Annotated in this window: 12 protein-coding genes; 1 reads left to right on the forward strand and 11 read right to left on the reverse strand. The window is 45.3% G+C overall.

The annotated features are described in order from the left end of the window. Window positions 1-54: 54 nt before the first annotated feature. From QUA20_RS07030 to QUA20_RS07060, 7 genes are all read right to left on the reverse strand, one after another. Window positions 55-1713, reverse strand: coding sequence for an adenylate/guanylate cyclase domain-containing protein (locus QUA20_RS07030; RefSeq protein WP_333186939.1), 1659 nt, complete (start codon window positions 1711-1713; stop codon window positions 55-57). Further along, window positions 1688-4258, reverse strand: a complete 2571-nt coding sequence (locus QUA20_RS07035) for a response regulator (protein ID WP_333186941.1) — start codon at window positions 4256-4258, stop codon at window positions 1688-1690. The genes QUA20_RS07030 and QUA20_RS07035 overlap by 26 nt, the downstream gene beginning before the upstream one ends. Continuing rightward, window positions 4255-4647 (reverse strand): response regulator, encoded by a 393-nt coding sequence (locus QUA20_RS07040; protein ID WP_333186944.1) that lies wholly within the window; start codon window positions 4645-4647, stop codon window positions 4255-4257. The genes QUA20_RS07035 and QUA20_RS07040 overlap by 4 nt, the downstream gene beginning before the upstream one ends. A 311-nt stretch (window positions 4648-4958) precedes the next feature. Next, window positions 4959-6383 carry a response regulator gene (locus tag QUA20_RS07045; protein WP_333186947.1) on the reverse strand — a complete coding sequence of 475 codons (1425 nt, stop codon included), beginning with the start codon at window positions 6381-6383 and terminating at the stop codon, window positions 4959-4961. Between the two features lie 7 nt (window positions 6384-6390). Next, window positions 6391-10335 carry a PAS domain S-box protein gene (locus QUA20_RS07050; RefSeq protein ID WP_333186950.1) on the reverse strand — a complete coding sequence of 1315 codons (3945 nt, stop codon included), beginning with the start codon at window positions 10333-10335 and terminating at the stop codon, window positions 6391-6393. Window positions 10336-10861: 526 nt separating this feature from the next. Then, entirely contained in the window at window positions 10862-13603 is a 2742-nt protein-coding gene (locus tag QUA20_RS07055; RefSeq protein ID WP_445304651.1) for a family 10 glycosylhydrolase, read from the reverse strand. A 306-nt stretch (window positions 13604-13909) separates the two neighbouring features. Next, window positions 13910-16648 (reverse strand): DEAD/DEAH box helicase, encoded by a 2739-nt coding sequence (locus QUA20_RS07060; protein WP_333186954.1) that lies wholly within the window; start codon window positions 16646-16648, stop codon window positions 13910-13912. Window positions 16649-16878: 230 nt separating this feature from the next. On the opposite strand from QUA20_RS07060, the gene QUA20_RS07065 reads away from it, so the two are divergent. Next, the gene (locus tag QUA20_RS07065) at window positions 16879-18012 is read left to right on the forward strand and encodes a succinylglutamate desuccinylase/aspartoacylase family protein (protein ID WP_333186956.1); all 1134 of its coding nucleotides are present in this window, start codon (window positions 16879-16881) and stop codon (window positions 18010-18012) included. A 69-nt stretch (window positions 18013-18081) separates the two neighbouring features. Here the strand turns inward: QUA20_RS07065 and QUA20_RS07070 are convergent, their stop codons facing one another. The 4 genes from QUA20_RS07070 to QUA20_RS07085 form a co-directional block, all read right to left on the reverse strand. Then, entirely contained in the window at window positions 18082-18291 is a 210-nt protein-coding gene (locus tag QUA20_RS07070) for a hypothetical protein (protein WP_333186974.1), read from the reverse strand. Window positions 18292-18471: 180 nt separating this feature from the next. Then, window positions 18472-18894, reverse strand: coding sequence for an endonuclease domain-containing protein (locus tag QUA20_RS07075; RefSeq protein WP_333186959.1), 423 nt, complete (start codon window positions 18892-18894; stop codon window positions 18472-18474). A gap of 107 nt (window positions 18895-19001) precedes the next feature. Further along, window positions 19002-21263: a phosphodiester glycosidase family protein gene (locus tag QUA20_RS07080; RefSeq protein ID WP_333186962.1), complete on the reverse strand. Its 2262-nt coding sequence runs from the start codon at window positions 21261-21263 to the stop codon at window positions 19002-19004. A 115-nt stretch (window positions 21264-21378) separates the two neighbouring features. After that, a partial coding sequence (locus QUA20_RS07085) for a trifunctional serine/threonine-protein kinase/ATP-binding protein/sensor histidine kinase (protein WP_445304650.1) occupies window positions 21379-26208 on the reverse strand: 4830 nt, incomplete at its 5' end.

Here is a 26208-nt window from a genome sequence, read left to right on the forward strand (position 1 = left end):
TGAAAGTGCAAATTTAATTTAATTTAGATATTAATTGAAATTAACCTCTAAAAATCACAAAAATTTATTTTGTGCTTCAATCAACCAGTAAGTCAGGATTCTTCCTTTACCTTTAACCGGGATATGACCCCGTTCTTCAAAAACAAACTGCTCTTTCAAACGCTCGTAAGTCTGCACCGTCACTTGAATTTTACCCGGCAATCCGTTCGACTCCATCCGCGAAGCAACATTAACAGTATCCCCCCACAAATCATAGCTAAATTTGCTAATCCCAATAATCCCCGCCACCACCGAACCGCTGTGAATGCCGATCCGCAATTGAAAATTTTCTCCCATTTTGACATTAAACCTCTTCAAAGCTGCCTGCATCTCCAAAGCTAAAAGTGCGATCGCCTCAGAGTGATCTTCCCGCGGCGTCGGCAAACCCCCAACCACCATGTAAGCATCCCCAATAGTCTTAATCTTTTCCAACCCGTGCAACTCCGACAACCGATCGAATTCCGAGAAAATTCCGTTCAAAATTTCTACCAACTGGGTCGGACTTTTGTGAGAAGAAAACTCTGTAAAACCCACCAAATCAGCAAACAATACGCTCACCTCATCAAAATGATCTGCTATCAACTTTCGCTCTTTTTGCAAGCGCTCGGCAATAGGTTTCGGTAAAATATTCAGCAGCAATTTCTCTGTTTGCTCTTGCTGCAATTTCAGCGCTGCCTCAGCTTGTTTCCGCTGAATCAGCGAACCGAGCTGCGTAGCAACCGCGCTCACTAATTCCAACAACCGCGGCTGACCTTTCAGAACTTTCTCGCGATAAAAAATCAAAATAGCTAACACTTGGTTGTCCGCCAAAATCGGCACTCCAAAAGCCGCTTTTAATCCCACCTTCACCGCGATTTCAGAGCGCAAAAAAACTTGTTCCGGTGCAGTAGAAACATCCTCGATCCATTCACACTGCTGCGACTGCCAAATCCTCCCCGGGAGTCCCACACCGGGAGCAAAAATTAACTGCCAACTTTTTTCTCGGAATTCCGCAAAACTCAAGTCGCTGATGTACCTGCCTGTAGCGCATTTTAAAAAGCCGTCACTGCAAGGAATCCAAGCTTCGCCCAGATTCCATTCAATAGTTTGGCAAATTAAACCTAAAATCACATCTATAGCAGACTCAAAATCCTCAGATTTGCTAATAGCTTGAGTAGCCTTCAGCAGCAATCTCGTTTCCATTTCAACCTGGCGGCGCTCAGCGATTTCCTGGTGCAACCGGAAGTTTTGATCGGTCAATTTTTGATTTTTTTCTTGCAATTGCATTTGCAATGAACGCACAGTAAGTTGATTGCTCACTCGCGCCAATACTTCTTTCACCTGAAAAGGTTTTGTGATATAATCTGCTCCGCCCACTTCAAAAGCTTTTGCCTTATTTATTCCTTCTTCTAGCGCGCTGAGAAAAATGATGGGAATTTCCCTAAATTGCGGATCTGATTTCAGTTTTTGACAGAGTTCGTAGCCGTCAATATCCGGCATCATAATATCTAGTAAAATCAAATCTGGTGCGCTAGATTCAATCGCATCTAGGGCAGAAAAACCATTAGTAACAGGTCGAACTTTATAGCCGTTTTTTTGCAGAATTCTAATCAACAAACGCAGATTATCTGGCGTATCGTCAACTACTAAAATATCTGCTTGATAGTTTTCAGTTTGTTCCGCCTCGATCTGCATTATCTGATTCCTCCGTCTCGGTAATTACATTGAAAATTTTCTGGTAATCAAAATTATCGAGATGACCCTGGAGGATTTCGGCAAATTCAGGATGAGCATCCCTTATTCCCTCGATTGTCCTGGAAATTAAGTCAAAATCAGCACTGCGGATTACCTGCTTAATGTTGTTTATCCATTCTGCGGGAAGTTTGGGCAAACAAGCAAGCCCAGCATTAGAGGGTGAAGCAGATAGATTATTTCGATCGCCTGTTGAGATAAAGTCCGTTGAGTTAGAGTAGACATACTTCACCCCCAAATGCTTGTTGAGGGTATCAAATATATCTTTTTTGCAGAAAGGTTTGCTAATAAAATCGTCGCAGCCGACCAATAAAGCAAACGATCGCCGTCCTTCAATTGTACTAGCTGTCAAAGCAATAATCTTGGGAATTGGGGATTCAGGATCGGAAATATTAATTTCCCCATTTTTTTGCAGTTCTTGCTCTCTCTGCTGTATACTCGCCTTAATTTTTTTAGTAGCTTCATAGCCGTCCATCACTGGCATTCGCACATCCATCAAAATTAAGTGCGGGTGCCAATTTCCGCACATTTCTATTGCTTCGCGGCCGTTGGTGGCTTGTTGCAGCCCGAAACCCAAGGGAGAAAGCATTTTGACTAAAAGTTGGCGGTTGTCTTCGCGATCGTCCACAATTAAAATCCGGTAGCACGGTTGATTAGGTTCCAACCCAGTAACTTCGCGGTTAATTTGCAGGGCTGGAATATCAGCATCATAAACCGCATCGACTGGAATTTCAAATTTAAAAGTAGTGCCGAGTTCCAGTTGACTCTCTACGACGATTTCTCCTCCCATGAGGCGGACAAATTGACGGCTTATATTTAATCCTAAACCCGTGCCTTTATGATTTTTTTGACCGGAAGCTGTTTGCACAAATGCCTTAAAAATATTGTCCAGTTCTTCCGGAGCAATGCCAACTCCTGTATCTTCTATTTTAAACTGAAGGAAAAAACCCGGAACAGTTAAATCCTCCGCCTCCTCCCTCAAATCAACTATTTCAAAATCACTGCTATTTCTCGAAAAGTTCCGAATACTTCTTGTCGCATAAAAGCAAGATATTGGACTATCTAATAAATTAATAAATCCCGACTTTTCTAACTTTGTAACTTTTAAAATAATCTCGCCTGATTGCGTAAATTGAATCGCATTACTGAGAAGATTAATCAGCACTTGCCGCAGTTTAGTATCATCGGTTCGCACGTACTGGGGAACGTCAGGATCGCGCTGGAAAAGCAACTGCAATTCTTGATTTTGTGCCCGCAGTTGAAACATATCTTGCAAATCGTCAAGCAAGCGGTAGAGATCGAAAATTTTCGGGTCGATCGTCATCCGCCCCGCTTCGATTTTTGACAAGTCTAAGACTTCATTAATCAAGGTCAGCAAGTGTTCGCCACTACGGCGAATAATTCTCATATTTTCTCGGTTTTCCAGAGTAAGATTCGGGCTGGGCTCCATGATTTGCGCAAAGCCGAGTATGGAATTGAGAGGGGTGCGCAACTCGTGGCTCATATTGGCAAGAAACGTGCTTTTAGCTGTGTTTGCTGCTTCAGCAGCTAATGCGGCTTGTTGCAGTTGTTCTGTGCGTTCGTCAATTTGAGCTTCTAAGGTGCGCTGGTAATCTGCTAGTATTTTTTCGGCTTGTTTGCGATCGCTAATATCTTGAAAAGCTGCGATCGCATAAGCAACATTTCCGCTAGCGTCAAAAATCGGCGTGGTATTGATCTCGATCGCAATTCTTTTGCCATCTTGACAGATTTCTACATCGTCAACCTTGACAAATTCTCCTTTCAGTGCACGCAAAATTGGCAGATTATCCGGCGGGTAAAGCTCATCAGTATTGGCAACATAAAGTTGATAAGTTGCAGCTAATTGTTCCGCAGTGCTTTCCGGGATAGTGTCTGCACCCAGCAATTCCCGCGCTGTCTGGTTGAAATAGGCGATCGAGCCGTCGGGATTATAAACAGATACCCCCACTGGCAAAGCTTCTAAAAATTGCCTCAGGCGGCTTTCACTCGCAGACAGCGCCTCATTTACTAGCTTTAACTCCTCGTTTACTTCTTGGCGCTTATGAATTTCATCTGTTAACTTTTGATCTTGCAAATAACTGTGAACTGCTTCTACTACGGTTAATTTTAAGTCTTCATTTTGCCAAGGTTTAGGGATATAACGGTACAATTTAGCATACTTGATAGCATTGCTCAAAGCTTCCAAATCTGCTTGCCCGGTCAGCATAATCGTCAGCGTCTCCGGCGAGTTTTCGTGAATTTTTCGGAGCAGTTCGTCCCCTTTAATATCCGGCATGATATAATCGGAAAGCACCAAAGCAATCTCGTATTCATCCGCCTGCAAATCTGCCAGCAACTCTAAAGCATCAGCGCCCCCTTCAGCCGTTTCAATAATACACCGATCGCCGATCGCCTTTTTTAGTTCAATCTTTAAACTGTTCAAAACGTCAGGTTCATCATCAATACAAACAATCACAGGTTTTTTCATAACTTAGCCAGCCCAGATTTTATAATATTTATTAAGTCTTTGCTTTGCCACGGCTTGTACAAACAACAGTATAAATCGGCTTCTTCTACTGCCCGCTGAAGTGCCGCTGCATCAGCTTGTCTCGTCAACATCACCTTAATAATTTTAGGATATTTTTGGTGAACTTTAATTAAAAGTTCGTCACCTTTGATTCCGGGCATCAGCCAATCAGATACAACCACAATTACCTGAGCTTCTTCTGGAAAATCCTCAAGTAAATCTAAAGCTTCATCACCGCTTTCCGCTAATTCATAAAAGTAATCATTTTTAAATTCATTTTTTAGCTGCATCTTGAGAGTATTCAAGATATCTGGTTCATCGTCAACGCAAAGAATTACAGGCTTATTCATCTTTTCCTCTCTGCTTTAATTTTAGTGGTTTACCGACATGACTTGCTTCTACATTATTGATTTCGGACGAGGATGCACGATATCTGTCCCCTATCTTATACCATTTGAGATTTGAGATTTGAGGTTTGAGATGCGGAACGACTAATTTCATAAGGGTTGGGAACTTGCCTACAGTTACATTTTTTTTAAAAGTGGTATTATTTTAATAGGACTTCCGAACAGAAACTCGGTTTATCGCCCTAAATCTTGTCTTTGTCAGGGAGACAGCAACGAGTTTCACCGGGAATCAGACCCCTACAGATAATTTTTGTTTAATAGATAGGCAACGAGACTGTAAAAGTTGTCTGCCCCGGTACAGAAGCTACAGCAATTGTGCCTTCGTGTTTTTCAACAATTTTTCTCACAATATCCAATCCCAAACCGCTACCTTCGCCCGCAGATTTAGTCGTAAAAAATGGCTGAAAAATTTTGGGAATAACTTCGGGGGGAATGCCTTTGCCGTTATCAGTAAATTTGAGGAAAATATTTGCCTCTTCCTGCTGAGTTTCAATTGTCAAAATACCTTTATAATCCATTGCTTGCAGGGCATTGTGAACGAGATTCGTCCAAACTTGATTTAAGTCATCTGGATAGCACATAATTTTGGGTAAATCTCCATAATTTTTAACTACTTCTATACCGTGTTTAAGTTGATTTTGATAAAGCGTTAACACAGTTTCAATGCCGTCGTGCAAGTTCGCCTGGACTTTTTCTTGTTTGCTATCGAAATGAGCGTAGGTTTTCAAAGCAAATACTACTTTGCCCGACTTCGCTGTCGCTCTTTGGATCAGGCTAATACTTTTTTTAAAGCTAGCAAACTGGTAAGCAGTATTTAAAACTACTTCCCAATCCGGCAATTTAAAAAGTGGCAACAAGTTTTCTATGTTTTCGTAGATTTCCATGTCAACTAAAGTATCGGCAATGTCTTCCGGGTTTTCAACAGATTCTGCCATCAGAACCCCCGTCAACTTCTGCTTGAATTTCCGCTTCTCTTTGCTGGTAAATAAAGTTTCTTGATGGGTAGATCTATACAGCAAAGTTAAAAAATAAGCTTGGCTTTCTTCAGAAAGGTTTTGAAAAATTTGGGGCATTTTTTCTAAAAACTCGTCTCCAAAATTAGCTATATTATTAATAGACGAACCTATAATGCCCAGTGGAGTATTGATTTCATGGGCAATGCCGGCAATCAGTTGTCCCAGGGCTGCCATTTTTTCCGATTGAACCAAATGCTCTTGGGTGGCTTGCAGTTGGTGGATCGCAGTTGCTAAATCTTGATTTTTTTCTTGCAAAGTTTGTTGCAGCGAACAAATTTTTAAATGAGTTTCTATTCTGGCTAAAACTTCTTCAACCTGAAACGGTTTAGTAATAAAGTCTACTCCGCCAACGCCAAAAGCTTTAACTTTATCCATCACGTCGTTAATTGCACTGATGAAAATCACCGGAACGTCTTTTGTGACTTCAGAATCTTTGAGCTGCTGACAAACTTCATAACCGTCCATCTCCGGCATCATAATATCCAGCAGCACTATATCCGGGGGTATTTTTTGGGCTGCTGACAATGCTAGCTTGCCGTTGGGAACCGGGCGAACTTGATAGCCTTTTTCGCTCAAAATTCCTGTCAGCAGCCGCAGGTTTTCTGGAGTGTCGTCCACTACTAAAATATTAGCTCGATTGGTGTTCGGTAAAGTAGAAGTCATCGGGTATTTACTGGTTCTCGCTGATCTCGATTATGTTCAGAATTCTGTCATATTCAAAATTATTAATGCAATCTTGAAGCGTGTCCGCAAGAGAAGAGTTGACAGTGCGGATTTGTGCGATCGAACTGGCGATCGCGTCCATGTCCACACTCAAAATATTTTGCTTGAATTGGGCTATCCAGTCTGGAGAAAGAGAGGCAAAAGCCTCCGGTGTCAGCACCTCCTGACTTGACTCCCCTACACCTGCCCCACTGACTGCGCTTGGATCTTCATAAATATAGCGTACTCCTAAATGTTTTCCCATTGCCACAAAAATATCCTCCTCTCGGAATGGTTTCCGCATAAAATCATCGCAACCAGCCGAAAGAATCACCGCCCGTTCTTCCTCCAAAACGCTAGCAGTCAGGGCAACAATCGCCGTTGCTTGCCCGCCAGTTGTAGTTTTAATTTGTTTCGTTGCCTCGTAGCCATCCATCACGGGCATTCTCATGTCCATCCAAATCAGATGCGGTTCCCACTCCATAAAAATATCCACCGCTTCTTTACCGTTATTAGCTTCTCTTAACTCAAATCCGAGTGGACTGAGAAGTTTTACCAACAGTTGGCGGTTCAAAGGTTTGTCGTCCACAATTAGCAAGCGATAACTTGGCTGATTCGGTTCGAGGGCAATCACTCGACGTTGAGTTTTTTTGCTTTCAATATCACCAGCTTCAACCAGATGAACTTGGATATCAAACTGAAATACTGCACCCTTTCCGAGGTGGCTGGCAACAGTAATTTCACCTCCCATTAATTGCACGAACTGGCGGCTGATCGCTAAACCTAAACCCGTTCCTTCCTGAGAATCTTTACCTGTTTTTGTCTGCACGAATGCTTCAAACAACTGATGGATTTCATCAGGAGCAATGCCTGCACCGGTATCTTGAACTTCAAAATGTAGCGAGTAGCGATCGGGCAATCGATCGCGGCTATTTTGGTCTACACCCCGCCTTCCTCCTTTGATTTGCATCGAGACTCCGCCTTGTGAAGTGAATTTAATTGCATTGTTGAGCAAATTAATTAAAACTTGGCGCAATTTCACTTCATCAGTACAAATATAATGGGGCACTTCCGCGTCCCGCTCGAACACTAATTGCAAGCCTTTTTCCTCAGCTTTGAGAGCAAACATATCTTCTAAATCGTCGAGCAGCCTGTACAAATCGAAGTTTTTTTCATAGACAGTAGTGCGTCCAGCTTCGATTTTTGACAAATCTAAAACTTGGTTAATTAAAGCCAGCAAATGTTCGCCGCTGCGCAGGATAATTGCGACATCTTCTTGATTTTCAGGAGACAGAGTTTTACTGCGCATCATGACTTGAGCAAAGCCGATAACCGCGTTCAGGGGCGATCGCAATTCGTGGCTCATATTGGCGAGAAACGTACTCTTAGCTTTGTTTGCTGCTTCCGCCGCTTCTTTCGCCTGCTGCATTTTGATTTCCGCTTGTTTGTTATCAGTAATGTCTTTAATAAAACCTTCGTAGTAAAGTAAATTTCCTGCTTCATCGCAGACAGCGCGACAATTTTCAGAAATCCAGATTATGCTGCCATCTTTGCGGTAAATTTCCGATTCAAAGTTTGATAGTATCCCGTACTCGTCGATCAGCGCTGTAAATTCGTCGTGGCGGTTGGGTTTCACGTAAAGCTGGTTCTTGAAATTGGGCTGTGCTGCTATTAATTCTGCGGGCGATTCGTAACCGTAAAGCTGAGCTAAACCGGGATTAGCGCTGATGTATTTCCCGTCACTAGCAGTTTGAAAGATTCCATTCAAAGCATTTTCATAAATGTTGCGGTACTTTTCTTCTGCTTCCCGGAGGGCAGTTTCTGCTTGTTGGCGATCGGTAATATCGCTAGAAATCGACAAAAAACAAGCTTCTCCGTCAATATCGATGGTTTCTATCGACAGCAGCGCCGTCCTTTCTGTACCCTTTCTATTGCGAAACCTCAGTTCGTAATTGTGAATAGCCGTCTTGTCTTTTAACATTTGAATCATGCGATCGCGCTCTCCCAAACTCGCCCAGAAATTGAGCTGCACCGCTGTTTTACCGATAATTTCTTCCTGACTGTAGCCCATCATCCGGCAAAAACTATCATTAACTTCTAAGTGGCAGCCGTCACAGATTCTCGTGATCGTAATCGCATTCGGACTAGAACGAAAAGCTTTAGAAAATTTTTCTTTTGCTTTGGCAAGATCGGCGGTGCGTTCTGCAACTTGCACTGCTAAATTGTGGTTGTATTCCCTTAATACTTTCTCCGCTAGTTTGCGTTTTGTAATATCTTGAAAAGCGCACATTCCGTAAATAATATTTTCTTGAGCGTCGTAAATAGGAGTTCCCCAAATTTGCAGGGGAACAGTTTTGTTATTGGATGAGATTTCAATGTCATCAACAGTGACACTTTTGCCCTGCAAAGCATTTAAAATAGGGTCGCGTTCCGCCGGGTAAATTTCCTGAGTTCCAGCTAAATAAACTCGGTATAATTGGCGCAAGCTTTCGGCATCTGCTGGCACAATTCCTTGAGATAAAAGTTTCTCTCCTGTAGGGTTAATGTAGTGAGGTTGACCGTTTGGCTCTGCAATAAAAATGCCTAGCGGTACTGCATCGAGAAATTGTTTGACTCGGCTTTCGCTTTCCGATAGGGAAGTAAATGAATGCTGCAATTGCTCTGCCATGCTGTTAAAAGCAGCAGCAAGTTCTCCGAGTTCATCTTCGCGACTCAGAATGAGCTTTGTATCCCATTCATTCCTCGCCAAAGCTTTCGCCGCCGCATTCAATCTTAAAATCGGCTGAACTACCCATTTAGCAGTAAAAATTCCCAGAATTGCCGCCCCAATTAAAGCTGCAACCGACAACAAAAAAGTCGTGCGCGTGTTGAGGTTAATTTGCTCCATAAAATCGGACTCGGGTACAACTACTACAATCAGCCAATCCAACCCTCGATCGTCTTTAAAAGGAGCTACCTGAATAAAATTTTTCTTGCCGTCAACATCAAAACTAAGCTGTTGAGAATTAGAAATTTTAGCTAAGTTATCGTAGGATTTCTCTAAATACTGTGCGGTTTGGCGAATTACCGGATTCTCGCTTTTTGAAGCTTTGATGCGTCTTGTTTCTTTACCTTCCACCACGAATTCTTGACTCGCCGTTGAAGTGGCAATTAACATCCCCGATCGCTCCATCACAAAAGTTTGCCCCGACTTGCCAATTTTGAGGTTGACGAGAAATTCTTTGATTCGGGAAAAGAGCAAATCGCTGCCAGCTACTCCTAACAGTTTGCCCGCGTCGTCGTAGATAGGCAAAGCAGCAGTAATTGCCAGTTCCCGAGTCAAAAAATCCGTATAAATTTGACTCCAAATAGGTTTTTTTGCCGCTACTGCTGCTATGTACCAAGGGCGAACTCGCGGGTCGTAAATATCGGGTGAAATTTCCACTAATTGAACGCGGTTTCCCTGAGAGTCAGCAGTATATCGAGCTAATTTATTGCCAGTAGAGCTGTCAGCAGCAGATATCAAAGTCCGATCTTTAGTGCGGATTGCTCCCGAGTGGTCTCCATTTTCTGTGGCTGTGTAAATGATGCTGATCGAATCAAAATATTGAATTTGTTCGAGGAAATGAAGTTCTAGTTTTTGTTTTTCTTCTAGGCTCAACTGCCCCAATTTTATACCTTGAACGTTCAGGTGATTGACAATGTGGGGAATTGACATATAATTTTCAATGCGGTCTTTGATGCGATCGCTAATTTCTCCCCGCAACTGAGCGGCCACATCGTTGACCGCCCGCTGACCGTTTTGGAACGACAGCCAACCTACAACTCCTACGATGCCGACAATTTGCACTAAAAAAGGAACTACTAGCACAGTTTGTAATGGAACTTTGCCGATAATTCTGGTAACAAAGCGATTGAGCGGTGTAGGAAACATATTTATCCTATGGCAATTATCAAGTGAGTTAGGTACAGATTTGTAATCGTAATTTGTAATTAGTAATTGGTAATTGATAAGTGTTAAAAGGCGGGGTTTATTTGTTTGGAGTGCGTGACCTCAGAAACCCGGTTTATTTCTGGATTTCTCGTTATTTAACCAGAATTTTTTCGTAGAAACCGGGTTCATCGCCCAAGTTTATGAGGCTTATTGCATATATTTTTGGTATTGAAAAATAAAGCGCAGATGCAACGCAGAGGTATTTCAATATAGGAGAGCGCATACCTGCAATTCAAGTCTATTGTGGTTGTTAGAGCGGACATAATAAAGCGCTTCCCTGAAAAGTGTTTTATCATGTACACCGCCTACTTATTCCAGGCAATGGAAATTACTATGAGCGCAGGACTGGGATTGTAAGTTACTGACAACAGTACAGGTATGAATTTAAATTACTATAGCGTATTTCTGCGGAAAGGGAGAGTACGATCGCCCTATCCACAGCCGCGCGCACCATAAAAACCTGCATTTACCTGCGATTCAACTCCATCCTTTCGCCGTAACGTAACAGCATATCCAAACTCTCCAAACGATTTTGCCAAGTTTGAACTTGATAGCTATTTTCTGCAGAATGCAAGCGCATCGAAGATTGAAATTGAGATTGAAAACTTCTTAACAATCTTTTAGCAGTTGCTAAACTTTCCGTTGAAGGATTTGCCGCCAATTTGCTCAAAGCTTGCGCCAATTCATCCGATCGACTTTCCAAAACTTTCAGTTCAGATTCCGACACCCGCAACTGATTGTTCGCCAACAAAAAACTCCATTCCTGCTTGAGAGCAGTATAGCGCGAAGCAGCCGCTGCAAACGGCTGCCGGTAAGGAATCGGCTCCGCAGCAGAAGTGGAACGCACCGGCCGGCCTTGAGTGCGGTTAAAAAACCCCTGCATCGCGCTGCTGATACTTTCCACCGCAAAAATAGCATAGCCCCCAGTCGGCAAATCGCGCAAAGCTTGAATTTGGTCGATCGCCACAACTTCCGGGAGAGTCAACAACTTAACCGACGGAGAAATCAAAGCCGAACCGAGAATTTGTTCCTTTACCAGCGGTTCGGTGATGCGCTGAAGTCGGTTCGTATCCAAAGCATAAGTCATCGGCACAATCAAATCTACAATGCCTTGACGAGCCCAAACTTCCCAATTTTGCTGAATTTTGTAAATCCGCTGACTTTCCGGGTGCGGAAACACCGCCACCGACAGAATTGTGCGCGGATAATTCTGCCGCAAAAGCTGAGAAACTTCAGCTACAAAACTATTAATTTGATTAGTCTTAAACTCAACCCACTGCCGCCACAAACTGCCGTCCCTGGGGGAAATATTCACCGGATCTGCACCAGTCAACTGCCTAAATTGCTGCCTCGCCGCAATACCGTAACCGTAAGTAAAATTCGCATTGTCATCTTGAAAAGGATAGCGAATATAGTCTAATTGTACCCCATCTACTTTGTAGTTGTTGGCAATTTCGCTGACAATTTGCAGCACATAATTCCGCGCTTCCGGGTTAGCAGGATCGAGATAAAATTTACCATCGTTAGGATGTTGCGTGCGTCCTTTATTGTCAATATTTGCCCACTGTGGATGAGCGGAAAGCACCGGCCCGGGATAAGAACTAGGCTGGCCAATTAAAGTATTGTGGCGCTTATTTCCTGTAGCAAAAACCCAAACCCAAGCGTGCAGTTCCATGCCTCGCTCGTGGGCTAATTTAACTGCAGATGCCAGCGGGTCCCAGCCAACAGTCAGGGGATTTTGTTGCGGTGCAACTTGACTCGGATAAATCGTATATCCGGCATTCAAAGTTTCAAAGAAAACGGTGTTGATACCGGCGGCGGCAAGCCGATCGAACACTGCGGCCAAACCCTGTTCAGATCGCGCTGCGACGATCGTACCGCGATCGAGCCAAACCGCCCGAATTTCAGCCCCAACGCGCTGCCCTTCCTGGGGGTAATTTTGCCACAGCAACTGCCGCGCTTCCACCCACTGCTTTCTAGCCTCCGCGTAGTTTTGCTCTTGCAGCAGTTGGTCAAAAGTTTGCAAAACCTGCCGCGCTTGGGCGATCGCCCGCGCCGTTGCCCCTTGCAGAACAGGCGTGCGGCTGGCTGCCGGGCCGCCGGCACTGTTACTTGCAGCCACCAGTTGAGGGGGGGTAGCCGCATTGAGATTGACGGCGGTATTGGCTGAATTAGCTGCTGTCAGGGCGCTTTCAAACCTGCCGAGGAGGTTGGTGAGTTCTTGGCGCATCAAATACGCTTCAATGCTGACGATCGGCTTATTGGAATTTGCCTGCACGTCCAAACCCGCCGGCGCAGACTGATCGGAAGGGTCTGTAAAAGTTGCAGGTACTGGATCGGAAAGCGCACCCGAGGGAGAAAGTCCGCTCAGCGGGGTACTGCGCGGCGAACTAGGCGTGTTTCTAGTGACTCTGGAGGGGGGATTTGGTAGTGGGGTCGCGGCAGTAGTGGGCGGTGCTACAGGCTGCGAAGCTATTGTGCCTCCCCAGCGGGCGATCGAGGCTTGCAGCCAAGCCTTATCTACATTTGCCGAACCGTCGCTACCCCAGCGCCAGCCGAGATATGTAGCGCGCTCCGTGGCGATGGCTGCGGAGGAACCGGAACTATCTTTCCAAGTAGCAATAGTTTGACTGTTCGCATCAGCCGGAATCAAGACACCGCCTTGGACTGAGGCATTTTTTTGTTCTGGTGGCACCCAACTGCTAGAAGTAGTGCAAGCCAGATCCCGACAGCGGCTGCGCGGTTGCGGGGTCGCCGGCTGCGTTAACGGAAAAGCCCAATAGGCCCCGAGGAGCGATCGCAAAGATTGGCGCACCAAGGCCGGGGAACTGCGGCCGACGGGGCCCGAAGCAATCAAGCGACCGCCCTGGGAGGCCCAAGCTTCTAAAACTTTAATTTGTGCCGGAGTCAAAGTTTCAATGTTGGGCAAAAAAAGCACGTTAACGCCTGCTAAATCCGCCGCATTTTTGATTTCTTCCAGATTGATTGGTTTGTAAGCAATGCCGCTTTCCCAGAGGCGCGTGGTAATCTTCACCCAGTCGGGAGAATTCTCGGAACTGCGAACAACGCCAAGAACTACTTCTGCGAAACTCGGAGAAGGAAATAGGATGAAGAGATTGAGTAACGTACTCGCTAGAGTTCCAATTAAGACTCTTTGCAAGAAAGTGAAAAAGCGAATTTTTTGAACCTGGGAGCAGGCATCAGGCATTTGATGAGGCTTATTGATTTGTTGCATAAATATGAGAATTACTCACCACACCGCTAAATAAAAATTCAATAACAATTAAGAGCTTTCGATCCGCACCATACAATTTTCTATCCTGTCCTGCAACCTGAATCAGGAAAAAGTGCGATAGATCGATTTTAGATTTTGGGTTTTAGATTCTCGATTAAAATCTGCGTCCATTTGGATTGAAAAACCCCAAATACAATTTAGATGCCGGACAGCTTACAGCCAACTGTCAACAGCCAACTGTCAACAGCCAACTGTCAACTGTCAACTGTCAACAATTTTCTAAGTTGCAGCTTCATTCACCGGGAATCGATCGATTAACTGCATCGCGCGACAAGCATTCCTCCGCAAAGAATCCGAAACATGAGGAACATGAGGAATCTGAGACAAGAAATCCAAAGTCCGGCGCAAAATCCGCACCACATCCCCTTCATCCAAACTCGTATGGCTAATCAGTTCCAGCCATTCAACGCCTAGAGCCCACTGCTCGACCAAAGTCACTAAATCCCGTTCCAGCCAAATCGGGATCGCAGCTTCGTGGCGGTACTGAACTTGAAACAACCGGCGGCGCAGGCCTTTTTGCAGATTGTCCAAAGGTGCCAAAACTTCTGGCGACAGCGAGTAGTGAGTCCAACTGTCCGGCCTGGAAACTTCTGTAACTAAGGCCGCGCAAGCAGCAGCGAGGTGGTGGGGGTCGAGTTCGTCAAACTCCGCAGACATCAGCGACAAACCCAGCCACAGTTCGTTATCGCCGCGAATGGCGGCGCAAGCTTGGCCCAAGATTGTGGGCACCAACCTGTCGGAGGATTCATCTCGGTTTCCAGTTGCCGAAACTACTCTTTCCAAGCAGCCGAAATTCAGCAAGATGTCGATTAAGTTGAGAAATTGCTCCCAGTAGCGAGCTCGCTGCTTTTCTAACTCTTGTTCGCTTTTGCGGATTTCTTTTTTCAATTCTTCCCGGCGGCGCTGGCGTTTGAGCAAAGTACCGGGATTGCCCCATTCTAGAACCGGGTGAATTTCTAGCTGAGCTTCTAGGGCTGCGATTTTCTGCTGTTGCTCGATCGCCTCTGGGCTCGGTTCCGGTGCGGGCAATTCTGGGATCGATGCAGCAATTGAAGCAGTTTCTTCATTTGCCAAGCGACACTGGCCGAGTCTTAAGGGCATTTCCGACGGCGGGTTCAAGGTATCTGCAACGGTCAAGCGGGGTAATTCGGCGTGCAGGGTAGCGACATCGCTAATGGCGACGACATACCAGCGGTTATCTTTGCCCAAGCACACCAAATTTGGTGCTTGGCCGGAACCTGCGATTTTGGCAACCAATACGGCGGGTACAGGATTTGTGTGCGATCGTTTGGCTGTCGGAACGTGCTTGCCTTTGAGACTCATAACCGTGCCGAGCACTGCAAAAGCCACAGCTACGGACATCTCCTTAAATCTGGCTTCTTCAGCTTGCTGCAATAAAGTTTTCAGCAAACGTTTATCTTCTTTGAGTCTTCCCTGCAATTTTTCGTAATGGGCGAGGTGTTTTTCCAGGGTGGAGACATTTCCTCCGGCCGCCAGGGACTCTTCCAGCACCTCCAATTCTGTTTGCAATCGGTCTAATTCTTCTTGCTGCGGCTGCAAGTACAAGGTAGACAGGTATTGACCGAAACTCCGCTCTACCAACTCTTGAGCTTCGTCGAGAGTGTGTGTTTGCAGCAAATTCAGCACCATGCCGTAGCTGGGCGTAAACTGACTGGCGAGGGGGTCGGCTTTGGCTGTTGCCAAATACGAGGCTTCTTTTGCGCCTTCAAAGCGCGTCTGAACTGCTACGACGTGCCCCAGCTTGTCCATGCCCCGCCGACCCGCCCGACCGGCCATTTGCAGGAATTCTGAAGCGTTTAGCAGTCGGTGTCCCTTGTCGGTGCGCTTGGACAGGGTGGAAATGACTGTGGTGCGGGCGGGCATATTAATCCCGGCTGCTAGGGTTTCGGTGGCAAATACGACTTTAATCAAACCTCTGCCAAAGAGTTCTTCTACTAAACCTTTCCAAGCGGGCAAAATGCCTGCGTGGTGGGCGGCGATGCCTTTTAAAAGTGCTTCTTTTTGACCGAAGCGTTCTGCTTCTGGGTTTCGCTGTAAAAAATCGTCAATGATGCGTTTGAGTTCGGCTGTTTCGGCTTCGTTAACCAGGGAGAAATTGCCGACTTCTGCGACTGCTTGGTCGCACCCGCGACGGCTGAAGATGAAGTAAATTGCTGGTAGCATATCTCGATCGTCCAACCGGGCCAAAACATCGGTCAAACTCGGAGTGGGGATGCTGCCTCTTTCTACTTTTTGCTGCTTCTTTTTGGGGACTAACCGGACATTCGCTCTTTTGCCAGTCTCGTCTAGCAGGGGAAATATCCCTTTTTGGTTGGCGAAGTGGAATTGCAGCGGCACTGGCCGAAAGTCTGAGTAGACGAGCTCTGTGGGCCCGTGGACTTTGTTAATCCAGTCTGTGAGTTGCTCGCTATTGGCAACGGTTGCTGAGAGGGCGAGCAGTTGAATTTCGCTCGAACAGTAGATGATCGATTCTTCCCAGACGGTACCGCGCTGGCGATCGTTCATGTAGTGACACTCGTCGAGCACCACGGTTTCGACTCCGGTGAGGGAAGTACCGACTTCTCCGATCGGCGTACCGTAGAGCATATTCCGAAATATTTCGGTAGTCATCACCAAAATCGGCGCATCTCGATTGACGGAGATGTCGCCCGTCAGCAAACCTACGTTGTCGTCTCCAAATTGATTGCGGAAGTCGCGCAGCTTTTGGTTGGAGAGTGCTTTGAGGGGAGTGGTGTAGAAGACGCGCCGCCTCCTGGAGAGTGCTTGATGGATGGCGTATTCCCCGATTAACGTTTTCCCAGAGCCTGTGGGAGCGCACACGACAACGGATTTACCTGCATCGAGGGCGGCGATCGCCTCTCTCTGAAAGTTATCTAGCTCGAAGGGAAATATGGTCTTCAGATCCAGCTCTGGGCGGTTCTGGGCAGTGTCTGGCACAAGGATTATTATAAGGTTTCAGGGTAAGTATGCTTAAATCTTGCTGAAAGCAAGTCAGCAGAAGACTGTATTGATTTTAGACCTTCGTCAGCAAATCGGCTATGAAGGAATAAGTCTGTTGGCAGTTGGCAGTTAGCAGTTGGCAGAATAAAGAAAAAAATTTTTGCCCTCTTCTCTCTTCCTTTTTCCCTCTTCCCTCTTCCCTCTTCCTTCTTCCTTCTTCATTCTCTATGATTCCAGTTATTTCGACTATTCCTGTGGTGCAGCTTGCTTCGGGCGATCGGCTTTCATTGCAAGTCTATCAGTTCCAAGGTGCGATTCCCGGCAAAAAAGCTTATCTCCAATCTAACCTCCACGGTGCTGAGATTAGCGGTAATGCGGTGATTTACCAATTAATTGAGTTTTTAAGGTCTTTGGACAGCAGCCAGTTAAGCGGCGAAATTTGGCTAGTTCCTGTTTGCAATCCTGTGGGTGTCAGTCAGCGATCGCACCATTTTTCCCCTGGTCGGTACAATCTTTATGATGGGGTAAATTGGAACCGAATTTTCTGGGATTTTGAAAAGCAAGGTGAAGATATTCTGGGTTTTGCTAAGTCTCACCTCCATCTCGATGCCGATACTGTCAAAGTTAATTACAGAAAAGCGATTGCTTTGAGTTTTGCGAAAGAGTTGGCAAAAATTAACGCTCCTAGCTGCCGCCCCTACAGCGAACTTTACCGATATCAGCTACAATCTTTGTGTTTGGATGCTGACTATGTGCTGGACTTACACAGTTCTACGAATCAAAGTTTAGATTACCTTTACTGTTTTAATTCCCGCCAGGACAGTGCAAAAGCTTTTTTGCTCGATCGCACAATCTTGTTTGACGAGTACGATGGCGATGCTTTTGACGAGGCGTTTATCAAGCCTTGGCTGGCTTTGGAGAAGATTTTGGCAGAGTTGGGAAGTGCGATTAAATTTGACGTGGAAGCTTGGACTTTAGAATTAGGTTCGGGGATGGAAATGAATGCCGAGTCGGTGGCGAATGGCTTGCGGGGCATCAAAAATTACTTAGCAAGTAAGGGTTTATTGACAATAGATGGATTTCCTCTCCCGGAAACTGCGAATCATCAAGTTATTTTCACCCCCAAAAATTCGGTGAACAAATACTACGCGCCGGCGGGCGGAATGATTCAAAATCGAGTGCAGTTGGGTAGTTATGTCAAAAAGGGCGATCGGCTTTATCAAATTCTCAGCTTTAATAAGAATGGGGAATTTCCGAGTTTGGTTGATGTTGGTGCTGAGTCGGATGTTTTCATTTTTGATGTTTCGACAAATCAGTCAGTAAATCAAGGAGAGTATGTGTTGTCTGTGATGGCAGATTGAGCATACCAAGAAACCCGGTTTATTCAATAAACCGGGTTTCTGAAAACCTATTGCTAGTCGAACCATAATTTACGATATAATATTGAATAGGGCTTGTTTAAATTCCGCTGCACTTTTATAATAAATTTCAGGATTGTCAATTAAAGCGCGATCGATAACTGTGACTAGCTGCTTGGGAATGGCAGAAGTGCGATCGCGCACAGGAACCGCATCATTTTGTAAAACCGCCAAAAACGGGTCTTGACCCTGCAAATTGCGCGGGGAATATCCCGTTATCATCACATACAAACAAGCCGCTCGATTTGGGATTATAGAAAATTTTACTCCCCCCCTTAGCAAGGGGCTAACTCTTACTCCCCCCCTTAGCAAGGGGCTAACTCTTACTCCCCCCCTTAGCAAGGGGGGGCTGGGGGGGGTAAAATACCCGATGTTCTCAACGATTGAATCTAATCTACCTTTCTAACTCTTACTCCCCCCCTTAGCAAGGGGGGGCTGGGGGGGGGGTAAAACACCCGAAGTTCTTAGCGATTTAATCCCCTCTACAATAACCTCTAAAACCCCATCCAAATTATGATAAACATCCTCATTAGTAAACCTCAAAAATTTAATTCTTGCCGACTCAATAAAGGCAGGCCTTTCTGCATCATATTCTACAGCGCCCTCCACAAAATGGCTGTCACCATCAACTTCTAGTGCTAACTTGATTTCCGGTGAGTAGAAATCTAGCACAAATGCTGCTACACTATATTGTCTGCGAAATTTACAATTTTCAAGCCGTCTGTTTCTAATATGTTCCCATAGTCGCTTTTCAGCTTCTGTCATTTCTGTGCGAAGCTTCTGTCGCTTGAATTTTTCTGAGGTTATGTTGTAGAGCTTTGTCATTGTTATATAGGATTTTTTTGTTGGTCTTTTGGTTCTTTAACCCCCCCAACCCCCCCTTGCTAAGGGGGGGCTAAGAGTTTTTTGAGTTTGTTCGGTGGTGGTACGGTTTATGGTTGAATGAAAATACCGATCGCATTATGAACTCTCGCAGCCGTAGACGGAGGTCGATCGAGCAAACTACCTCCCAAATACAAACTCGTCGAACTTCCCCCATCCAAATTTAAAGCCTCCACAGCACCCATTTGCTGCAATATCTGCGCCAGTTCTGCGAAATTTGGCCCCGCCCCGCCCGCGCGATTGTGCACCGCTACAATCAGCAAATTCCCCGCAGCAGTTCGCCCGATCGCACTTCTAATTGCTGTCTGTCTAACATAGGCATCGCTAAACCCTTCCGCCTTCGCATCCAGCACAACTCGACTGTTTTGTACCAACACCGGCCCGCCGCCGAGAATGTACGGAAAACGGTTGAAATCAGCAGGAAAAGTGTTAGTTTCTAAACGCAATAAAGTGCCGATGGATAGTTCAGATGCAGGGAAAACATCGGAACGTAAAACCAAAATATAACCGTTAGCTGGAATGGGAAAAGTTATTGTTCCCGCCGCACCTCCGGGGGATTGGCTGACAACTCTATCGTCCGCAACTGTCACAACTATTTCATTGCCAGACAACGGAGTATAAGTTGTTCCCCAATCAGAATTGTAGCGACCGATTCCCGGTTGTACGTAGGCACTATTGAGATGAGAAACTGGCAAAGTTTGATTTGCCGGAGTTATTACAGTTTCTTGCAAAGTTAAACGATCGATCGCAAATTCTCCCCGATCGTTCCAGGCGATCGCCCCCCGGTTCAATATCGGCCCGGAAAGCCATTTATTGTCCCGCCGAATTGCCCCTAAAGATAACCGATTAATGCGATTGAAAAAACCTGCATTAATCGCCGCAGCCGCACCCGACACTTCTGCTGTTTGCAATAAAGGTGCAGTGCCTTGCTCGGTCGGCGGATTGCTGAGAATTGGTCGAAGTTTTACACCGGATTGACGCGGATTCACTTCTAGCCAAACTACTGGAAAACGAGCCGTTCCTAAAATTTGATACTGCTGCCGCCACTGCACACCCGGCGCCCAAAGAATGTTTTTTTCTACTAACGAATCTGGCCGAATGTCGATAACTAATCGATTGGGATTTCCCAGGCTGAAAACTTGCGGCCGCCAACCTAAAGGAATCTTCACTTTGACTCGGGTTTGAGCGCCCTCAGGTTCGACTTTTAGTGATAGCAATTGTTTGCTGGTTTGAAAAGTGTTCTGAAGTAAGGCGGGAGCGACTTTGGCATCGATCGCGATCGACCATTCTTGACCGGCGATCGGCGCTGCGGGTGTTATTTGCAGCGGCAGGGCGGGTTTGGTCGGGTCGTCTGGTGTTTCGAGGTTTGGCTCTGTGCGGAGGTTTGGCAGTGGGATAGCGGGCTTTGTGGGGTCGTCGGGCGGGTTGGGTGCGGGTGTCGGCGACGGGCTTGGTTTATCGACAAAGTTGACTTGCCACGGAGTCGGTCGATCGAGATCTACAACAATGCGATCGCCCCATTCTTTTTCTGCTTGCTCAATTCCGGTAACACTTGCAGTTTGAGACGTAATTTTTAGAATATTCCCATCAACAGATATCTGCCAGCCCGCAAGTCTAGCAAAATCGGTAACATCTAAGTAACGATAGGGCCCCGTTGCCCGCGCTGCTAAGCTTTGAGCGTCAGTTAAAGATACCGAAAACCACTGCACCGGTTGTTTGGCACTGTCGGCGCTGCTGAGCAAATCCACTCCCGCACTTTGCATCAATCCAACATCAGCAATCCAAGTTCGGAAATTCGCAGAAGTGCTGTTTTCCGCCTGCTGAGTCCAAGCTAGGGGAAGGATGCGGCCGTTGAGAGACACTTGACCACCTTGTTTGATTATGGAAGCTGGCGGTAGGGATTGAGCCAAAAGCCTATAGTCCGACAGGGGTTGAAACTCCTGTCTCATAGCTGAAGTTTTCTCAAGAGAAGTATCGCTCAATATTTCAGTCGGTTTTAACTCACATCTTGCACCATTCTCAAGAACAGGCAAGATGCCTGTGAAGCGAAGAGTAGATTTTCTTGTGGAACCGGCATCTTGCCCGTTCATAAAAGGCTTATTGACAATGCTGCAACATCTCAGTTTTAACCGACTTTCGCTATCAGGCAGGGAATTCATTCCCTGGCGGGTTCTCGAAGCATCAATCAACCCAGCCCTCTCCCCCTCTTGTGCTATTCCGGGTTGATTCCAGAGCAAAGACGGGGCGATCGCCAGTACGGGTAAAATCGAGGCTGACAATATTGGACGCCAATAGGAAAAATTACGTTTCACAGCTTACAACTCACAATTTCATTCCTAAACGCATGGGGATATAGAAACCCGGAATATCCGTATGTTTCTTCTTACTAAGCGGCGCTAATTGTCCTAAAGACCTACTAGCAACTGCTCACCCCGGAATACAAATCACAAACTCCGAACCCTGTCCGATGGAGGAATTCACTACTAATGTACCTCCATGTTTTTCCACAACAATTTGACGGGCTATAGACAATCCCAATCCGGTTCCTTGACCCACAGACTTGGTTGTGAATAAGTGGTTAAAGATGTTTTCCTTGATTTCGTTCGACATCCCCACTCCATTATCCTTAATGCGAATCAAAACCTGATTGTTGGATTCGCTCAGAGCAGTTTGAACCGTAATTTGGTTGGGTAGGGCTTTAATTTCACTAAAACTGCGCTCCTTATTTGACTCCTCCAAAGCGTCAATGGCATTGGCCAGTACATTCATAAATACCTGGTTTAACTGTCCGGCAAAGCATTTCACTAGAGGCAAGTTGCCATACTCTTTCACAACTTCAATGGCAGGGCGGAACTCGCTGGCTTTTAAACGGTGCTTGAGAATCAGCAAAGTGCTCTCTAGTCCGTCGTGAATATTGAAAGCAATTGGTCGATCGCTATCTGCCCTCGAAAACGTTCTCAAACTCGTACTGATATTGCGGATGCGATCGACTCCCTCCTGCATCGAGCCAATCAATTTCGGCAAATCTTCTCGCAAATACTCCAAGTCTATATCTTCAATTTTTTCTTCAACTTTAGCTCCTGGCTTGGGAAAACTATCTTGATATACATCGATTAGCTCGAACAAATCTTGTAGGTATTCTTGAGCTGGCTGTAAGTTGCCGGCAATAAAACCTACGGGATTGTTAATTTCGTGGGCTACCCCTGCGACTAAATTTCCGAGTGCAGACATCTTCTCACCCTGCACCAATTGCAACTGCATCTGTTTGAGATCGTGAAGATAAAGCTCTAGTTTTTGGGCATATTCCTGGGATTGCTGATACAGTCGGGCGTTCTGTAGGGAAATTGCAGCTTGCGAGCACAGGATGTTGAGGATGGTGACGCGATCGCTCGTGAATGCTCCAGTTATTAAATTATTTTCTAGATATAAAATGCCTATTAACTTACCTTGATGCAAAATCGGGTTACACAAAATACTCTTGGGTTGCTGATTAATGATATATGGATCGTTAGCTAAAGTCGGATCGGCCGTCGCATCAAGTAGCACAGTAGTCTGCTGGTTATGCTTGACTTTGTAGATTAGTTTTAAGGGAAGATCCTGACTGTTTTCAATGGGAAGCTGTTGCAACACGACGGGCTCTGTCCCCAGAGTAATCGACCCTTTAATTAACAGTCGATCGTCTTGCAAGAGCATTAACACACACTTATCGGCTCCTGCATTTTCTATGGCGATCGAAAGCAACGATGTCAGTAGTTTTTTGAGGTCTATTTCACGGGATATTGCTTGGGAAGCTTTGAGAATAGTACCTAAATCTAAAGCCACAGAAACACTACTACTGGATGTGGCCGAACTGGTGGAGGTGACACTACCCAATGTCAAGAGAATTTCGTGAGCGGAGAGAGGAGAACGGGTTTGCTCTAATATAGGTGTAAGTAGTTGAGGATAGCGAGCTTCTAAGTCAGCGACTTTGGCTTTTGCACCCCAACGAGCGTAGGCATAGTAGCCTTGGGTCATGTATTCCCCAGCTATGCGCTCTTTGCCCCAATCTAGGTAGAACTTTGCCGCCAGTTCGTTAGCAAGTGCTTCTTCTTGCATATATTCGTTGGCTCTGGCAAGAGAAATCGCCTTGTCGTAAAACTCAGTTGCTTTGACTTTTTGTCCTAACACTCGACATTTTTCCGCCTCTACCAAATCAACCTTATGTTGATAATTCATGGGTGCATGATACGCCCATTGCTGTAACTTTGTTTGGTTTTCTATTACACCCTGCAATGCTTCTGATGCTTCATCTAACTGTGGATTTAATTGTGCCAAAGTTAACAGAGAATCATAAAGATAAAATACTGGTTCGGTGACTAATCCCGCACCAGCCATAAAATAGCGCCTGACTTCAATAGCATGATTTTTAGCTAGCTCAATTTCTCCAAACAAGAAACAAAGCATTAGTTTATACAAATGGAAAATATACAATCCATATCCATCTTTGGCAGACTGTAGCTGCTGGATAAATTCTGTTTCTTCAAGGGCTTTTCCAGACAAAAGGGTGGTATGTTCTGCAAGACCTAGCAGATTTAAAACAGGTTGCCAATAGATCCGGCAATAATTTGCGGTTGTCAATTGATTTAATTGCATCAAACTATGGCAGTAGGCGCAAATATCCTGCTCTAAGGTAGCCAGGGGTTGACTGCACCAAAAAGAATTGAGACAAAAAGTGTGCCCATTATATCCAGCAAGTACCAGATTTCCAAATTCTAGGGCGCTGGTGTAACCCTCTTGCAAGAGGGGTAGTGTTTCTTTAATGTGAGATTTGCGGTGTACAATAAATATCCCCAAAATCATCAAAACATCTGTTTTACTTGCTTTGGCATCGAGTTTTGAAATAACCTGGAGTGCCAGGGAACCAAACTGCGATCCTGTATCTATTTGTAAGAAATTGCAGAGAATGTTGCCATAGGTTGCATAGCCTAAAGCAGAAGTCGATGTGTTACCGTACTGAATTGATAGTTTAACGGAGAAACTATTCAGCAATGGGTACAGCGCAGAGCCAGTGAGGTAAGCGGCTGGGATAATGATATTGATAATTTTAAGAGTACCGAGTTTTTCTGCATCCCTCATTTCAGGCAAGTGAACCAAATCAGCGATTTCCCGATCTCCAATGAGTTCCTCAATCTGTTGGATTTCCTGTTGAATATCTGATGGTGTCGGTGTTTCAGGAAAGGTGACACCAAGCTGTTGTAAGACTGGTTGGGCGAGCGCGATCGCTGATGTCAGTTTACTTTGGGAAATATGAGATTGAATTCTAATGCAGTAAACATTGACTTTTTCAGGTAACGAGCGTGCCTGTTGAATGACAATATCAATGAACTGTTCCATCGCCTCAAAGTTACCGTTTAGCATTGCTACTTCCGCAGCTAATTCATATAAGGCGAGGGTCATTTCATACTGCTGCTGCCAAGTGTTTTTTCCCAAAAGAGACAATCCCACTGTCGCATATTCATGCGCTGCTTGATAGGCGGTTGAAGTTTTAGCTTTGCGACAGGCAATTAAATTGAGTTGGGCTAATTCTTCTCGTTGAGTTGGTTGGGTAATTAAAGCAGTTCCGTGATTTAATTGATTGACGATTTCAAAAATACGGTCTTCTCTTGCTTCTGCGGAAATCTGTTGCAGCAGCAGTTGTCCGATTTGGTAATGAGTCGCCTGTTTTTGGTCATCGGGAATTAGGGAATAGGCAGCTTGTTGAACGCGATCGTGTAAAAACTTGTATTTGGGTAATTGGTCGTGGGTAATTGATAAGTGGTCAAATTCCTGACCATTCCCGATTACAGATTCGCTATTCCCCTCTGCTTGATAAAACTTATAAATTTCACTAATGGGTAAAATTAGCCCTTCTTGCAGCGCCTTCCATAAAGCGGATGCGGTTTCTACTGGCGAATTTTCATCAACAATTGCTAAGGTCGCCAAATCGAACTGATTGCCAATACAAGCAGCTAACTTTAAAACTGACTGTGTTTGAAGTGGCAACTTTCGCAACTGAAGTGCCATGAATTCTACTACATCATCCGTTAGTGCCAAGGTGCGCACTCTAGAAATATCGCACTGCCAATACCGAGCTTCACAATTAAATTCAATTAGCCCATCTTCATGCAAAGATTTGAGAAATTGTGTGCTAAAAAATGGATTGCCTAGGGTTTTCTGATAAACGAGTTCTGTCAAAGGTAGAGCCAAGGCTGTAGAACAAGCTAGAGTATCGGCAACTAAACTATTTACGTCGGCTCGATCGAGCGGAGCTAAGGTAATAGTATTTACCTTTGCTTCAGTTTTTTGAATCTCTGATAAAGTCAGCATTAATGGATGCGCTGGAAATACTTCGTTATCCCGATAAGCTCCAATTAATAAGAGATAGCGGTGTTCTGTAGCACTCATCAGCAGTTGAATTAATTTTAACGATGCTGAGTCTGCCCATTGCAAATCGTCCAGGAAAATTACTAAGGGATGTTCTTTTATTGTGAATACTTTAATAAACTTTTCAAACAACAAATTAAAGCGATTTTGAGCGGCACTGCCAGAAAGTTCTGGGACTGGCGGTTGCTGCCCGATAATACGTTCGAGTTCGGGAATGACTTCAATTATCGCCCCAGCGCTATCGCCCAAAGCTGTCAATATTTCTAACCTGCATTGTTCAACTTTAGCATCTGTTTCCGATAGCAATTGTACCATTAAATCGCGAAAAGCTTGGACAAATGCACTAAAGGGAAGGTTGCGTTGGAATTGGTCAAATTTGCCTTTAATAAAGTAGCCGCGCTGCCGAACTATGGGTTTGTGAACTTCGTTGACAACAGCGGTTTTACCAATGCCGGAGAAACCTGCAACGAGCATCATTTCGGCGCTACCTGCACTCACGCGGTCAAACGCCGCTAGCAGGGAGAATACTTCGCTTTCTCTACCGTATAATTTTTCGGGGATGATGAAGCGATCGCACAAATCTCGCTGCCCTATTTTAAAGTTAGTCAGCGCCCCTGTCTCTTGCCACTGGGATAAGCAAGTTTCTAAGTCGTACTTGAGTCCCAGCGCGCTTTGATAGCGACCTTCAGCATTCTTCGCCATCAGTTTGCTGACAATCTCAGACAGCACCAATGGAACGCTATTGTTAACTCTTGAGGCTGCCACTGGCTGTTTGGCAAGGTGGCAGTGTACCAAATCCATTGGATCGTCTGTTTGGAACGGTAACTTTCCTGTTAGTAATTCGTAGAATGTTAC

Source organism: Microcoleus sp. Pol7_A1 (genome assembly GCF_036701085.1).
GTDB lineage: Bacteria > Cyanobacteriota > Cyanobacteriia > Cyanobacteriales > Microcoleaceae > Microcoleus > Microcoleus asticus.

Coding starts and splice junctions, on each gene's coding strand:
- QUA20_RS07030 (WP_333186939.1), bottom strand. CDS start 1,713: ATGCAGATCGAGGCGGAACAAACTGAAAACTATCAAGCAGATATTTTA.
- QUA20_RS07035 (WP_333186941.1), bottom strand. CDS start 4,258: ATGAAAAAACCTGTGATTGTTTGTATTGATGATGAACCTGACGTTTTG.
- QUA20_RS07040 (WP_333186944.1), bottom strand. CDS start 4,647: ATGAATAAGCCTGTAATTCTTTGCGTTGACGATGAACCAGATATCTTG.
- QUA20_RS07045 (WP_333186947.1), bottom strand. CDS start 6,383: ATGACTTCTACTTTACCGAACACCAATCGAGCTAATATTTTAGTAGTG.
- QUA20_RS07050 (WP_333186950.1), bottom strand. CDS start 10,335: ATGTTTCCTACACCGCTCAATCGCTTTGTTACCAGAATTATCGGCAAA.
- QUA20_RS07055 (WP_445304651.1), bottom strand. CDS start 13,603: ATGCCTGATGCCTGCTCCCAGGTTCAAAAAATTCGCTTTTTCACTTTC.
- QUA20_RS07065 (WP_333186956.1), top strand. CDS start 16,879: ATGATTCCAGTTATTTCGACTATTCCTGTGGTGCAGCTTGCTTCGGGC.
- QUA20_RS07070 (WP_333186974.1), bottom strand. CDS start 18,291: ATGATAACGGGATATTCCCCGCGCAATTTGCAGGGTCAAGACCCGTTT.
- QUA20_RS07075 (WP_333186959.1), bottom strand. CDS start 18,894: ATGACAAAGCTCTACAACATAACCTCAGAAAAATTCAAGCGACAGAAG.